The organism is Flavobacterium erigeronis, from assembly GCF_054075165.1.
In genome coordinates this window covers 112,792-129,063 of the sequence record NZ_JBSKGP010000006.1, presented here as the reverse complement: position 1 = coordinate 129,063, position 16,272 = coordinate 112,792, and the positions used below count along the sequence as shown (strand labels likewise).

Genomic DNA, 16,272 nt, shown 5'->3' with positions numbered 1-16,272 from the left:
TTTTTAACAATAATCAAAAATGAAATTCAAGTTCTTACTCGCCTTTTTGTTCTTATATCTGAATTTGCACAGTCAAAAATCATCAGAATACGATTACAACATTCCTCTACCTCCAGAATCTTACCAATTTAAAAAACGGATGCTAAATAATGTTTCATTATATACAGGCCAGCCTTCAATTGATATTCCTATTTACACAATTAATCTCGATGGAATGGAAATACCTATTTCCATTTCATACAATACAGGAGGAATTAAGGTTGAAGAAGACGCTACATCTGTAGGATTAGGATGGAGCCTTAACATTGGAGGTCAGATTACTCGAAATAATCATGGAGCAGCAGACGAACGTTATTTTATGAATCAGGACTATAACAATACATTTGGAATTGGAAGATTAAAAACGTCTATAGACCCTCAACAGGCTACTCAATGGGGCTGCAACAGCTCAGGAGAATATGGGAGCAGAATGCAGTTTTATGCAAAAGCATTTTTAGCAGGAAATGACAAAAGAGGTATATATGGTACAGAAGATTCTCGACCAGACGAATTCTATTATAGCTTTTTCGGACACAGTGGTAAATTTATGTTTAGTCAGGAATTAAAAAAGTTCGTAACTTTTCCGCTAGATGATATTAACATTAGTTATCTATTAGGAAATCGATCATCTATTCCACAGACTATTTTTATTGATTATTTTAATGTCCAACTGCCTAATGGCTATAGCTTAATTTTAGGTAAAGACGGAACATCATCAATAAGCCAGTATGGACTTACTCCATTTGATCAATCTTGGCAATTAAAAAAGATCATTTCTTCAAAAAATAAAGAAGTCATTTATAATTATATTTCTGCTGACTACAGTTTGTTTTCAAATTTATCTAGTCCAACTACTAAAATAGCAACTGGATACATAGGTACAGAAGAGCAGGTAGTTGTTGGTTCTCCAGAATCGAACACAACTGCTACAAAAGAGAAGTTAATTTCGGAAATTATTTTTCCAGAGGGGAAAATAAGTTTCTCTTATGGCAATCGAATAGATTTGCTAACTGGCTCTAAAAAACTTGAGGAAATCAAAGTTTATGACAATACAGGTAACTTAATAAAAAAAATTGACCTAGTACAAAGTTATTTTAACGCTAATGTTCACCTATATTCTACAGACGCAGTAGATAAGCGACTTAAACTTGATGCAATTAGATTTTATGACACAAAAAATAATGTTGTAGAAAACTATAATTTTGATTATTATTCGTTTGGCAAAATCCCTTCTAAATCTTCAAAAGCGCAGGATCATTGGGGGTATTTTAATGGCAAAGAAAGCAATTTCTCTCTTTTTCCGAGACATATAATGCCTTTCCATAATGTTGCAAGCAATAATGGTTTCAATAGAGATGTGGACACTCTCTACACCAAAACCTTTTCTTTAAAAAGTATTAAATTTCCTGAAGGAGCGGTTAAATATTATAATTACGAAAATCATAAATGTTTAACGGGAGCGACAACGGGAACTTATTACGATGCTATCTCCGATGAACGATATGCAATAAAATCTCCTTCATTTAGTGTTTCTGGATATGATTTAAAAACTTTTTATCCTAACCCTAACGCATCTGAATCTAATTCATTTCAAAAAGTTTTTTATAGCGAACCTTTTGAAACTACTATACAAAGTACTTCTCTAAAACAGAATCAGGTTAGTTTACAAATAAATTCAAATTTTCCTTTTCAGGTTCCAAATTATAAAAATATAAACGCTGAGTTTAATAATGTTTCTTTTTATCTCCAGCAAAAACAAAGTGATGGCACTTTTAAAGACATAAAATATTATGGCACGATTTCTAAAGATCAATATACAAGTGGAAACATTCAGGGATATTTTGAAACTGGAGGTAAAAGCACTTATAGAATGAAAATTATAATAGTCCAAAACTATTTTCTATCAAATCCTAGTGAGTACAATTTTTATCACAATAGCAGTTTTACAATTAGTTATCGTGATAAGTCTAAAGACGATGTAAATGTTGGCGGATTAAGAATAAAAGACATTCAAACGTACACAGATAGCAACTTAAATAGTAAAAAATATTCTACTTACTTTAAATACCTAGATGACAACAAAATAACTTCAGGAAAAATGATGAATGTACCTGCCTATATAGAGAACATTTCGGTTTATAGTCCGTTGGGTAGTCGAATAGATTTAGGAATTAGAATGTCTTCGACTTCTACACTTTCTTTATACAAAACTTCAGGTTCAAATGTTGGATATACCAAAGTTAGCCAAATAAATTATGATAATATAACTAAAAAAGAAAGTAAGGAAGATTACTATTACAGCTTTAAAGAGCCTTTATTTTCTGAAATAACAATATTTGATGATCGTAGAGAAGATGAACCTCAGGAATGGCATAGAGGAAAATTATTACGTAAATTATCTTATAATGATAATAGCATAATAAGAGAGGAATTATATGACTATTATGGGAAAGAAGTAGAAAAAAACAGAGGTTACGTTGACGAAATTAATTATGAATTATTAGATGAAAATGAACTATGCAATAATGGTTCTGAACAGCGAATATCAAAACATATTTTTCCATCTTTAAGTTTAATTGATGCTGTAACTTTTCCTTTTGATCTTAAGGTTTACGTTAGCTCATTGAATAAATATCCTGTCAATAAATACTCTATTGAAAATTTCTTGCCTACCGGATTAAAAATACCTTATTTTAAAATTTACACAGGTTTTGACAAACTAAAAAGCAAAACTACTATAGATTATTTTGGAAATAATAGTGTGTCACAAACGGAAAATTATTTTTACAATTATACCCCGACTAGTATACAACTGTCATCGCAGGTTAATGTTAATTCTAAAGGCGAAACATTAGAAACTAAATACTACTATGCGCAAAATCCTGAAATGGCAAACGAGCCACTTCGAAATGAATTACTTGCAAGAAACATGGTTGCATTACCATTAAGAGAGGAAACTTATAGAGATTCAAATAAACTATCCGAAAAAAAGACTCAATATGGCAGTTTTTCTTCTTCAGGGGCTAATCAGTCTATAATACTGCCTCAATATATTTATACTAAAAAAGGAAATGTTGTACCTGACCAATTAGAGAAGAAAGTGACTTATCAAAACTATGATACTTTAGGTAATCTTACTCAGTATACAATAGAAAATGGAAATCCCGTTTCTATAATTTGGGGGTACAATCAAACTCTCCCAATTGCCAAAGTAGAAAACGCAACAAATGCTCAAATAGCTGCTGCTCTTGGTGTTTCAAATATAAATACTTTGAACGAAACTAACTTGCCAGCAATAAATGCTTTACGAAACAATAGTGCTTTTGTTAATTGTATGATTTCAACTTATACGCATATCCCTTTAGTTGGCATAAATACCATTACAGATCCAAAGGGATACACTAGTACCTATACCTATGACAGTTTCGGAAGGCTTGAATCTGTAAGGGACAATAAAGGATTCATACTTTCTGAAAACCAGTACAATTACAAACACTAAACCAAAAGCATCATGAAAAATCTAATAAAATTCTTTTTGGTTTTATTTCCTTTATTGGCAATTGGCCAGACGCAGAGCGAAAACTATGTTAAAACGGTAAAATATAAGGTGCCGAGCACACAAGCCATACTATCACCTTCTACCCTGCAGGCATCACAGAACGTTACCTATTTTGACGGTCTGGGAAGGCCTGTGCAGCAGAATGCTTCACAGCAGTCAGCTTCAGGAAAAGATATTATAACCCATATTGAGTATGACGGCTTCGGAAGGCAGGCTGAAGAATATCTACCTTTCAAAACCGAGACCGCAGACATGGCTTTTGATCCTACGGCAAAGGCCAAACAGTCCTCTTATTATGCAAATCCCAATCCAGCCATTAATGGAAATCCCTCTCTTGAGGCAACCTCGTATCCTTTCAGCAGAAAAGAAATGGAGGCTTCTCCTCTTAACAGGGTATTAAAACAGGCAGCGCCTGGGAATGCCTGGTATTCAGGATCTGGGCATGAAATTAAAACAGGCTATCAAGCCAATGTCGCTGGTGAAGTAAAATTATTTTCTGTGGTTACTGTATGGAATTCTGCATCTGGACTATATGAGATCTCTTTTAGAAACAGCGGCTACTACAATGCCAATGAGCTTTACAAAACCATTACCTATGATGAAAACACCGCTGCTGCTCCGCTTGAAGTAAATGGATCAACCGTTGAGTTTAAAAACAAGGAAGGGCAGATTGTCTTAAAAAGAACCTACGACGCTCAGGCGAAACATGACACCTATTATGTTTATGACATTTATGGCAATCTCACCTATGTGCTCCCTCCAAAAGCGGTTGATTTAATTGATGGATCATCTGCCTTGCAGGCTGACATCACCTCGACAGCAGTCGTAGCTTCTGGACAGAACTTGACCCTGACCGCTTCAAATTCGATCAGACTCTTGCCAGGATTTCATGCGCAGACAGGAAGCGCTTTTACAGCATCAATAGATAATGGAACGCAAACTATCTTAAACGATTTGTGCTATCAGTATAAATATGACCATCGAAACAGGCTTGCAGAAAAAAAACTACCTGGAAAACAATGGGAGTTTATTGTCTATGATAAACTTGACAGGCCAGTTGCCACAGGACCAGCCAATTCTCCTTTCTCTGACTCAAGCGCAATAGGATGGGTTATAACAAAATATGATGCCTTCGGACGGGTTGTCTATACGGCTTGGGCTCAGCACGCTCCTGCCACTTATGAAGGAAGAGCTTCATTACAGTCTGCGCAAAACAATTCGACAGCCATTAACGAAAGTAAGTTAGCTAGCGGAAGCCTTGACGGAATTCCGGCCAATTACAGCAACAGTGTATCGCCTACATCTTTTAAACTGCTTACTGTAAACTATTATGACGATTATGCTTTCCCTGGAATTTCTACTATAACTGTTCCATCTACCATAGAAGGAGACCATGTTTCTTCTCAAGTCAAAGGGTTGGCATCGGGATCATGGACAAGAGTTCTAACCGCTAGCAATGAAACTTTAGGTGAGACCATCGCCACTTTCTATGACGATAAGGCAAGACCGATAAGAACTTACACTTTAAACCATTTAGGCGGATATAATTATACAGACACCAAACTGGACTTTTTAGGTAAAACTCTTTACAGCATTACCAGACATAAAAGAACAGCATCTGATGCTGAACTTATGACCAGAGACACTTTCACCTATTCAGCGCAAGACCGTCTGCTGGTGCAGACCCATCAGATAAATGGCGCAACGCCTGAAGTTATTGCCAGCAATACCTATGATGAGCTCGGACAGCTTATTTCTAAACAGGTTGGAAATAATGTCCAGAACGTTAACTATTCCTATAACATCCGCGGATGGCTGACTGGAATAAATGATGTAAATTCACTTGCAAAACCAAACGACCCGAAAGATCTGTTTGCTTTTAAGATTAATTATAATAGTCCGACAGCGGCAAGCGGCGCTGCAGCAGTATATAATGGAAACATCTCTGAAACGCAGTGGGCTACCAATTCAGACAATGGCATTTTGAGGGGATACGGATATAAATACGATAACCTAAACCGACTTAAAGAAAGCATATCTACAAAAACAAATGCGGTAACCAACGCTTACAATGAAGCCTTATCGTATGACAAAAATGGAAACATCACGGTCCTTACGCGTAATGGAAACAGCGAAGCTGCCCAGCTTATTGACAACCTAGTTTATACCTATGCAACTAACAGCAATCGTCTGGCTAAAGTTTCCGACAGCAGCCGCAAAGATTTGGGCTTTATTGACGGAACCAATGCAGGAGATGATTATACCTATGATCTGAACGGGAACATGATCTCTGATGCCAACAAAAATATTACATCGATTATTTATAACCATCTGAATCTGCCAGTAAAGACTAGCTTTGCTTCAGCAGGAAATATTGCTTACATTTACAATGCTGCGGGACAAAAGGTTCAAAAAATAGTAAACGAAACAGGAAAACCTGCTGTGAGTACTGATTACATAGAAGGCTATCAGTATGCAACCCAAAACGGCTTAACTTCATTAAAGTTTTTCCCGACAGCGGAAGGTTATGTGCAGCCTGAAGGAAGCTCATTTAAATACATTTACCAGTATAAAGACCACTTGGGCAATATTCGTATAAGCTACGACAAAAACCTTGTAATCCAAGAGGAAAATAATTATTATGCTTTCGGAATGAAGCATATGGGATACAATGGAGGAATTGCTTCAACAAATGATGCTTTAAAGTATAAATACAACGGAAAGGAACTGCAGGATGAGATAGGGCTTAACTTTTACGACTATGGAGCAAGAAATTATGATCCGACAATTGGCCGATGGATGAGTATTGATCCTTTAGCAGAGAAAGGTCGCAGATGGTCGCCTTATAATTATGCAATGGATAATCCGATATCCTTTATTGACCCTGACGGAATGTGGCCAGATCCTCCGGTGAGTATAAAAGCTACAATAAGTTTTGGCTTAAAAAATAGCCCTAATTTTTCTAAATTACTAAAGGCAAGTGGTATAAACCTTAATAATTACGCCAGAGAAATACAGTCTACTAATGGAATTTCTGGTACTGATACAAAATCTAGAAAGATTAGCCTTGAAAAAAGTTCTGATATTAAAGAGAGATTAATATTTTTGACACATGAATTATCAAACAGAGTAAATAATGAGAAATTATCAAAAAATGATAATTTAGTTCAAGATGGAAAAATAACACCTACAGCATATGCCGAAAGTCAAGCACAAATAGAAAAAGAAGGACAAATAAATCAAATAAAAGTAGCTTCAGATATAGGATATAAATATGGAGAAGAAAATATAGATAATTTAGTTGACAAGTACCAAGCTGATCCTAAGAATACCAATTTAGACAAGGAGGTTAAACCGAGTAAAGAATATTTAAAATTGTATAAATCAGAAGGAGAAAAACTTAAAAAGTATGGAGAAGATCTTAAAGCTTATGAGAAAAAATATGGAAAAGTCCAATAATATAATTTTTATATGTTACATTTTTCTATCTTTAAATGTTATGTATTCTCAGAAATCCATAACATCAAGAAATGATATAAATTTTATTAACAATAAAATTGATTATTCTGTTAAGCGCGTTAGTTGTAAAGGAGATGATGGCCTGCCTCATACCATTATTGGAAAAAAAATAATTATTGATTTATCTGAAAAACAGCTTGATATATTGAATAGATTAACTTGTGAACAATGGATGACCTTACTTACGGATGAAAAAACAGACTGGGGTGCAAATGTAATTTTATACTATTTGAGCGGAAAATCAGTATTACCCTATTTTGATGAAAAAAGAAAAAGGCCCAATAAATGGGTACGAATATTTAAAATGCAGGACGTTGATATGTGGAAAGAAAAAATCTGTAATGATAATCACGAATTATGGACAATGCCAACATGTGAATTATATCTAAAATTGGAAAAATCCTGATAGGATATCTAATTCTTATTGTTCCACAATGAGTTTCGGACTTTAAAAGTTTTGCAAATGCCACCAAACTACGTTCAAAAAATAGGTCATATCTAAAAGTTTTTCGATTTTTTTTTATTTAAGTCATAAAATAAAACAAAATCTGAAATCAAGAGCTCATAAATTTAAGAAGCTGGTTAAACATAAATTTAACCAGCTTTTTATGTGTAAACAATTATTTTATCTTCCCTTCAAATCACCCCCCCCAGCTGGCGCGAGCATCTTGCTCGTGAACGCAAAGAAATTACATTAATACTGGTCAAAACCCCCGCTAATGTTGGGGTTTTGTGCATTTAATAGATTTGCTTTTTTTTGAAAATAAATACCCGTCTTAAAGTTGAATTAAAAATAAAAAGTCTTTGCTCAGACTGAAGGCTATGTCGCAAACAGTTCATCAATTTATAATTATATTTACCAGTATAAGATCATTTAGGCAATATTCGTTTAAACTTTCAAAATAAAGAAAACAACGGTTCTGTAATCAGTAACGAAGAGAGCTCATAAATTTAAAAGCTGGTTAAACATAAATTTAACCAGCTTTTAAAATAATATCAGAAGGTAATAATAATTTTATCTTCCCTTCAAATCCAAAACCTCTTTAGACAAAACACCATTCTGTTTTTCAAGCTTATCGTTTTTGATTTGTAGATCATTTACTTTTTTATTTAAATCAATAACATACAAAGTCAATTCTTCGATTTTCTGAAGCAGCTTGGAATTCATTTCTCCTAAATTAATTCCATTCTTTAAAACATCTTCTTCACTTGGAATATTTTCTAAAATTTCCTTTTTCAGCATCATAACTACTTGATTAAACACTGGTTCTTCTATGAGTTCATAGCTGATATTTCTTGATTAACCCAGTCAATTATTTGTGAAAGGCATTTACGTAATAATGAAGTATTAATGACTTTATAAATATCGATTACTTAATACAATCACAACATTAAATAAGAAATAATCTATTAATATTGACTTAAAATATTTAATTACAAATTAAAAAAACAGATAACAATTATGAAAATACGGGTAATATATAATATCCTGGCATTACTTTTTTTTAGCATGGTTTTCCCCCAAGATCTTCAAAAAGTAGTTCCTCCATCCCCAACAGCTTCTGCTTTAGCGCAATATAGTAATGTTCCGGTAAGTCATTATACTGGTGTTCCAAACATATCTGTTCCTTTGTATAATATAAAATCAGGTGAAATTGAATTGCCGATTACATTAAGCTATCATTCCTCAGGAATAAAGGTTTCCCAAGAAGCAAGTTCTGTTGGACTCGGCTGGTCACTAAGTACAGGAGGTGTTATTACTAGATCTGTAAATGGTGTTGATGATCTAGCCCCTGTTAATGGATATGTTTTTATTAATGATTTGTCTTCTACAGCTGCAGATTTACCTGTCGATATAATTGGAGATCATCATAATTATGCAGATACTTTTAGAGGTGTCAGAGATGGGCAGCCTGATTTATTGTATTACAATTTTTTAGGAGAATCAGGGAAGATGATTTTTGGTAAAAAACAAGCAGGATCCAATAGAATAGAATGTATACCAATTAAACAGACGAATTCGAAATTTGTTTATGATATAGTTAAAAAAGAATGGGAGGTCACTGATGGCAATGGATGGAAATACTTTTTTAATGTAGAAGAAATATCTCGAAACTATAGTTCAGGTGATTTTGATTCTAGCGATTATGCATCAGTTGGTTATACTCAGGATGGAGTTTATTTGTATAATCTGAATAGGCTGGATATAGCGCAAAATAGATTATCCAATTTTAATCGTTTTACGTCTGCATGGTACATTAATAAGATTATAACTCCAAAAGGAGATTCTATAATTTTTCAATATGATAAGGAGTCTGGATATAGATCAATAACCCAGATGAATTATTACGAAAGAGAGAGTAATTACGCTGAACTAGGTTTTACTGAAACTATGTATAGTAATCTATGGCACGGATATTTAACTGAGAATAAACGTAATATAAGTGCTAGTATGCAGTTTTCCGAAAATGTTAATATTAAGAAAATCTTTTTTAATGGCGGTTATATTAACTTTAGTACAAGTGATCGTGAAGATTTAAGACAGCATTATCAGACTGTTTATTATCCTAAAGCACAAAAAATCCAATCTTTTGAAGTATTTAATTTAAATTCCAAATCAATAAAGAAAGTTGAATTTAATTACTCTTATTTTAATGCAGAGAGAACAGGAACGAACAAAGAAAATTATTGGCGTTTAAAATTAGACAATGTTCAAGAACTTTTTTATGATACAGCATCAAACAGCTATTCAAAACTTCCTCCGTATACTTTTACTTACAATAGTACAAAATTACCAGCCAAAACTTCTCCATCAATAGATCATTGGGGATATTACAATGGTATTGATAATGATAATGTTTTAATTTATAAAGACTTAAGTTCTCAGTTGTTTGATTATTATGGAGAATATAGTTTTGCAAGTAATCCTGTCATTGTTCAAACTCCTACAACTATATCAACATCTAAATTTTTTAGGCCATTACAGATAGAATGCGCTAAATCGACTAGAAATACTTGGTTTCCATTTCTAAATGGTGCCTACAGAGAGCCCGATGCTAATTTTATGAAAGCTTCAATGTTAACAGAAATGAAATATCCTACTGGTGGAGGTGTCCGATTTGATTATGAACCAAATAGTTATGAGCCCCCAACTGATGTGGATTTCCGTAGAAGTGAAGCTAAAAAACTATACCTCTATCATGAAGGATTTGGAGATGCGGATATTAAGGATTTTACATTAAATTATCATTCAATTGTAAAAATAGCTTGTAATATTAGTGATAACTCGACATCTAACGAAGTAAGAAAAATAGACCTTTTGATAGAAACCTCTTCTGGTACAGATGTAATTAGGTTTAGTCCTACTTCTGTACCAGGAAATGGTTTTAGAGCAAATGTTCAGTTGGTTCTGCCGCCGGGCAATTATCGTGCTTATGCAAAAACAAATGCATCTACAAGTATGGTTGAGGTAAATATGAGCGTAGAATTTATACAACAATATCCTGTTTTTAATAAAATAGGAGATGGATTAAGAGTAAAGTCACAAGAAATGTTTGAATCCTCTGGCGAGATTTTGAAAAAAAGAATCTATAAATATAACCATCAAGGAACAGACGATTGGACTTCGGGGATGGCTATGGGAGAAGTGCAACATTTCTACCGATACAATGTTGGAAGTTTCCCTACGGCAATTTACTCTGTTATAGGTAATTATGCTAGGCCTTTTACCGAAGAAGCTATGTCTCGGGTTATTATAGGCTCATCAGGGACAAGCGTGCCTTTAAGCTCTTCAGCCCAAGGAAACTTTGTAGGCTATTCTAGTGTATCTGTAAGTGATGTAGATAAATTAGGGAATTCTTTAGGAAGATCTGTTTACTATTACACTAATCGACCAGATGAAAAAGGAATTATCAAGTTTCAGGGGGTTCCCTTAATGCCTAACAATAGTAATGGTGACTTAATAACAGAAGAGGATTACAATAAAAATGGGGTTCTTATTAGAAGAAAGGAAATTGAGTATAAAAAAGAAGACCCATCCACTATTTTGACTAAAGGTATCTTCACAGGAAATATTCCAAAAAGTTACAATAACGATCCCGACCCAGGTATATTTTACACTGGATTTTATAGAATTTATTCTGAATGGTCACATCAAAAAAATAGTATTGAAACGATATATGATTTAAATGGAGCAAATCCAGTTACTTCTATAATCAATTATGATTATGAGAATTATTTACACAAAAATTTAACCAAAACAACTACCACAAACAGTAAGGGGCAGGCAGTAATCTCTCAAAATAAATACCCGCAAGATCTACCAAATGGTATTGATGAAACTTCAGCCTCTAACATTTCAAGCATGGTAGCAGCAAATGTACTTAATACTGTAATACAATCAGAAACTACTGTCGCTGGAAGTTTAACACAGGGAACTATAAACAATATTGATGTTAAATCTTATTTAGACGAAAATAATATTTCAAAAAATATGCACCTTCCTAAAAATCTTAAAACTATTAAAGGAGGATCTGCAGGTATTTATGATAAAAAGATAGATTTTGTCAGTTATGGAAAATACGGAAATCTTACCGAATATAAACAAGCCGATGGCATTACAACAGTATATCTTTGGGGATATAAAGAACAATATCCTGTAGCAGAAGTAAAAAACAGCTCATTATCTGCTGTTGAAGCAGTATTTACTCCATTAGAGCTAAGTAACATTAAAAATGGAACTTACGATCAGGCATCCATGGTCACGATTTTAAATAAAATTAGGACAAACCTGCCAAATGCAATGGTTACCACTTATACCTATATTCCGCTTGTGGGCGTGAGCACCATTACAGATCCAAAGGGATACACGACGACCTACACCTATGACAGTTTCGGAAGGCTTGAATCTGTAAAAGACAATAAAGGATTCATCCTTTCTGAAAACCAGTACAATTACAAACACTAAACCAGAAGAAGCATGAAAAATCTAATAAAATTCCTTTTGGTTTTATTTCCTTTATTGGCAATTGGCCAGACGCAAAGCGAAAACTACGTTAAAACGGTAAAATACAAAGTGCCGAGCACACAAGCCATACTATCGCCTTCTGCCCTGCAGGCATCCCAGAACGTTACCTATTTTGACGGTCTGGGAAGGCCAGTGCAGCAGAATGCCTCACAGCAGTCTGCTTCAGGAAAAGACATTATAACCCATATTGAGTACGATGGTTTTGGAAGGCAGGCTGAAGAATATCTACCTTTCAAAACCGAGACCGCAGATATGGCTTTTGATCCCGCGGCAAAGACAAAACAGTCTTCGTATTATGCAAATCCTAATCCAACACTTAACGGAAATCCGGCTCTCGAGGCCACTTCATATCCTTTCAGCAGAAAAGAAATGGAGGCTTCTCCATTTAACAGGGTATTGAAACAGGCAGCGCCTGGAAATGCCTGGTATTCAGGATCTGGACATGAGATAAAATCAGGCTATCAGGCCAATGTCGCTGGTGAAGTAAAATTATTTTCCGCGAACACCATTTGGAATTCTGCATCTGGATTATATGAGATCACTTTCATAAACAGTGGCTACTACAATGCCAATGAGCTTTACAAAACCATTACCTATGATGAAAACACTGCTGCTGCTCCGTTTGAAGTAAATGGATCAACCGTTGAGTTTAAAAACAAGGAAGGGCAGATTGTCTTAAAAAGAACCTACGACGCTCAGGCGAAACATGACACCTATTATGTTTATGACATTTACGGAAACCTAACATATGTGATTCCTCCAAAAGCAGCTGATATTATAGACGGATCATCTGCCCTGCAGGCTGACATCACCTCGACAGCAGTCGTAGCTTCTGGACAGAACCTGACCCTGACCGCTTCAAATTCGATCAGACTCTTGCCAGGATTTCATGCGCAGACAGGAAGCGCTTTTACAGCATCAATAGATAACGGCACTCAGACCATTTTAAACGATTTGTGCTATCAGTATAAATATGACAATAGAAACAGGCTTGTTGAGAAAAAACTGCCTGGAAAGCAATGGGAGTTTATTGTCTATGATAAACTTGACAGGCCTGTTGCCACAGGACCAGCCAATTCGCCTTTCTCGGACTCAAGTTCAATCGGATGGGTTATAACCAAATATGATGCCTTCGGACGTACTGCCTATACAGGCTGGGCACAGCATGCTTCGGCCACTTCTGAAGGAAGAGCTTCACTACAGTCTGCTCAGAACAGTGCGGCAACCATTAACGAAAATAAGATAGCTGGCGGAAGCCTTGATGGAATTCCGGCCAATTACAGCAACAGTGTATCGCCTACATCTTTTAAACTGCTTGCTGTAAACTATTATGACGATTATGCTTTCCCTGGAATTTCTACTATAACTGTTCCATCTGCGGTAGAAGGAGACTATGTTTCTTCTCAAGTCAAAGGTTTGATATCTGGATCATGGACAAGAATTCTAACCGCTGGCAATGAAACTTTGGGTGAAACCATAGCCACTTTTTATGACGATAAGGCAAGACCGATAAGAACTTACACTTTAAACCATTTAGGCGGATACACTTATACAGACACCAAACTGGACTTTTTAGGTAAAACTCTTTACAGCATTACCAGACATAAAAGAACAGCATCTGATGCTGAACTTATGACCAGAGACAGTTTCACCTATTCGGCGCAAGACCGTCTACTGGTACAGACCCATCAGATAAATGGCGGAACCCCTGAAGTAATTGCAAGCAATACCTATGATGAACTTGGGCAGCTTATCTCTAAACAGGTTGGCAATAATGTCCAGAACGTTAACTATACTTATAACATCCGTGGATGGCTGACCGGAATAAACGATGTAAATTCACTTGCAAAGCCAAACGATCCGAAAGATCTGTTTGCTTTTAAGATCAGTTACGATAACCCATCAGCAGAAGCCGCTGCATTGTATAATGGAAACATCAGTCAAACTCAATGGAAAACTTCTAATTCTGAAAATGTACTGAGAAGTTATAATTACAGTTACGACAAACTAAACAGACTAACCAATGCCGATTTTAGAAACAGTACAACAGTTGCTGAAAATTCTAGCTATTTTGAAAAGCTGCAGTACGACAAAAACGGAAACATCACTTTTTTGCATCGCTCTGGAGATGTAGTCGCGCAGGCAAACTTAGAATGGATGGATTACATGATCTATTATTATCAGGGCAATAGGTTAAAAAGGGTAAAGGAAGAAGGAAACAACTATTTTGGCTTCATTACCCAAATTGCACAAACCAATGCTGCAGACCAATATGGTTATGATCTTAATGGAAATATGATTTCTGATGCTAATAAAAACATAACAGAAATTGTCTACAATCATTTGAATCTGCCTATAAAAATTAGCTTTGCCGCAAGCGGAAACATTGTTTATATTTACAATGCGGCAGGGCAGAAGCTTCAGAAAAGAGTAAACAGAACTGGAGTTCCTAATGATGTGGTTACAGATTATCTGGGCGGCTATCAGTATGAGAATGCTTTCTTACAGCTTTTCCCAACAGCAGGAGGTTATGTTGAACCTTCCGCTGGTACATATAAATATGTCTATCAGTATAAAGATCATTTAGGTAATGTGCGCATAAGCTATGATAAAGCACTGACCATCAAAGAAGAAAGCAACTATTATCCATTTGGGCTAAAACATGAAGGGTATAATACTTTAAAAATTGGAATTGAGAATAAATATAAGTACAACGGAAAAGAACTTCAAGACGAAAATATTGGAGGAAACCAGCTAAATTTGTACGATTACGGAGCACGTAATTATGACCCTGCACTTGGCCGATGGATGAATATTGACCCGTTAGCTGAGAAATTTTATCCAGTTTCTCCATTTACCTATGCAATAAATAATCCTGTTTATTTTATTGACCCTGATGGTATGGAGGTTGTAGAACACAAGGATGGAACTTTGTATACAGGAGCAGATGCACAAAAATTATTTAGAAGTTTATTTCAACAAGCAGGTAGTTCAAATAATGAAAATAAAGAAACTAATGAACCTCCAATAGATTTATTTGGCCCTTCAGAAGCTAAAGGTTCAGCATTTCATAGAGTTCCAAAAGATTTCAAATATGTAGAAGGTGATGGAATTTTTACTGTATTTGGACATGCAAGCTCTAGAGGTATCGAATATTATGATGACAATGGTAAAAAGCAAATTGCTACAACTGCCGAAGAATTTGATGCTATGATGTCACAAAAAAGCGAAGCTTGGAAACAGGCACGAAAAGATGGTAAATTTATAACTTTGTATTTTTATGCATGTAATGTAGCATCTGAGGATTATATATCTCATAATACTGGACAACATATAAAAAGAGATGTAACTTTTGCTGAAAAAGTTTCAACTCTTCCTGGTTTAACAGTTGTTGCTCCTGATGGATTTGTGAATTATGGATGGAGAGATGGTATTCCTCAAATTACAAAAATTGATAATTATAGAAATGATGGAGGATACTTGACTTTTAGAAATGGTAAGCAGGTAGGACTTAAAATGGATTTACAAACAACAAAAATCATGTCTCAAATAACAACTGGATTAACAAAATAAGAATCATGAAAAATATATTAATCTACTTGACTTTATGTCTTGCAATTTTACTTTTTTCTTGTCAGGAAAAAAAAGAAAATACAATAGTTAAATCTCCAGCAATAAAAAAAGATTCATCTGTACTTAAAGACCATGATGAAGTACCAAGCTATGTGAAAATAAAAGAAAATATTAAAGTAACGGATAGTTTATTTAATCTTGCAATTAAAAACGGAGATGAGATGGCATATAATTCAGTTGCGCAGGATTTCATATTAAATGAAGACTATAAAGGATTACTTTATTATTCATTGATAATGGCAAATAAATATAATAATTCCCAGGCTCATTTTGATATTTATGTTATACTTGTGGAACTCTCCGCAAACAAGTCTTTAAAAGATTTAGATAAAAAAACCAAAAGTTTAGCTATGTATCATTTAATAAAATCTAATGAATTAGGATATAAAAGTGCCAAATACGAGATAAATGAAATTTTTGGAAAAGAGAAAAAATTACAAAATTCAGATTATTATTTAATCGAGTATTCAAAGTAATGAAACTAATTATTTTTTGT

At 34.6% G+C, this 16,272-nt stretch carries 7 protein-coding genes; 6 read left to right on the top strand and 1 reads right to left on the bottom strand.

All coding sequences use genetic code 11. The annotated features are described in order from the left end of the window. Positions 1-19: 19 nt before the first annotated feature. Genes ACWA1F_RS13235 through ACWA1F_RS13225 form a run of 3 tightly spaced genes read left to right on the top strand, consistent with a single transcriptional unit; the run spans position 20 to position 7,523 of the window. Positions 20-3,538: an RHS repeat domain-containing protein gene (locus ACWA1F_RS13235; RefSeq protein ID WP_456894255.1), complete on the top strand. Its 3,519-nt coding sequence runs from the start codon at positions 20-22 to the stop codon at positions 3,536-3,538. Positions 3,539-3,550: 12 nt separating this feature from the next. Further along, positions 3,551-7,057 carry a DUF6443 domain-containing protein gene (locus ACWA1F_RS13230; RefSeq protein WP_456894253.1) on the top strand — a complete coding sequence of 1,169 codons (3,507 nt, stop codon included), beginning with the start codon at positions 3,551-3,553 and terminating at the stop codon, positions 7,055-7,057. Next, complete coding sequence (locus ACWA1F_RS13225) at positions 7,008-7,523, top strand: hypothetical protein (protein ID WP_456894251.1); 516 nt, start codon at positions 7,008-7,010, stop codon at positions 7,521-7,523. The genes ACWA1F_RS13230 and ACWA1F_RS13225 overlap by 50 nt, the downstream gene beginning before the upstream one ends. Before the next feature lie 609 nt (positions 7,524-8,132). On the opposite strand, the gene ACWA1F_RS13220 is transcribed toward ACWA1F_RS13225, so the two are convergent. Beyond that, entirely contained in the window at positions 8,133-8,363 is a 231-nt protein-coding gene (locus ACWA1F_RS13220) for a hypothetical protein (RefSeq protein ID WP_456894250.1), read from the bottom strand. Positions 8,364-8,579: 216 nt separating this feature from the next. Here ACWA1F_RS13220 and ACWA1F_RS13215 point away from each other — a divergent pair, with 216 nt between their 5' ends. From ACWA1F_RS13215 to ACWA1F_RS13205, 3 genes are read left to right on the top strand one after another with little or no spacing between them, the layout of a single operon-like run. Further along, the gene (locus ACWA1F_RS13215; protein WP_456894248.1) at positions 8,580-12,083 is read left to right on the top strand and encodes an RHS repeat domain-containing protein; all 3,504 of its coding nucleotides are present in this window, start codon (positions 8,580-8,582) and stop codon (positions 12,081-12,083) included. Positions 12,084-12,095: 12 nt separating this feature from the next. Beyond that, complete coding sequence (locus ACWA1F_RS13210; protein ID WP_456894246.1) at positions 12,096-15,716, top strand: DUF6443 domain-containing protein; 3,621 nt, start codon at positions 12,096-12,098, stop codon at positions 15,714-15,716. Positions 15,717-15,721: 5 nt separating this feature from the next. Next, positions 15,722-16,252 (top strand): hypothetical protein, encoded by a 531-nt coding sequence (locus tag ACWA1F_RS13205; RefSeq protein ID WP_456894244.1) that lies wholly within the window; start codon positions 15,722-15,724, stop codon positions 16,250-16,252. Positions 16,253-16,272 lie beyond the last annotated feature (20 nt).

Bases quoted from the DNA above. Each gene is read 5' to 3' on its own strand.
- ACWA1F_RS13230 (WP_456894253.1), top strand. From the start codon at position 3,551: ATGAAAAATCTAATAAAATTCTTTTTGGTTTTATTTCCTTTATTGGCA.
- ACWA1F_RS13205 (WP_456894244.1), top strand. From the start codon at position 15,722: ATGAAAAATATATTAATCTACTTGACTTTATGTCTTGCAATTTTACTT.
- ACWA1F_RS13215 (WP_456894248.1), top strand. From the start codon at position 8,580: ATGAAAATACGGGTAATATATAATATCCTGGCATTACTTTTTTTTAGC.
- ACWA1F_RS13235 (WP_456894255.1), top strand. From the start codon at position 20: ATGAAATTCAAGTTCTTACTCGCCTTTTTGTTCTTATATCTGAATTTG.
- ACWA1F_RS13225 (WP_456894251.1), top strand. From the start codon at position 7,008: ATGGAGAAGATCTTAAAGCTTATGAGAAAAAATATGGAAAAGTCCAAT.
- ACWA1F_RS13220 (WP_456894250.1), bottom strand. From the start codon at position 8,363: ATGATGCTGAAAAAGGAAATTTTAGAAAATATTCCAAGTGAAGAAGAT.
- ACWA1F_RS13210 (WP_456894246.1), top strand. From the start codon at position 12,096: ATGAAAAATCTAATAAAATTCCTTTTGGTTTTATTTCCTTTATTGGCA.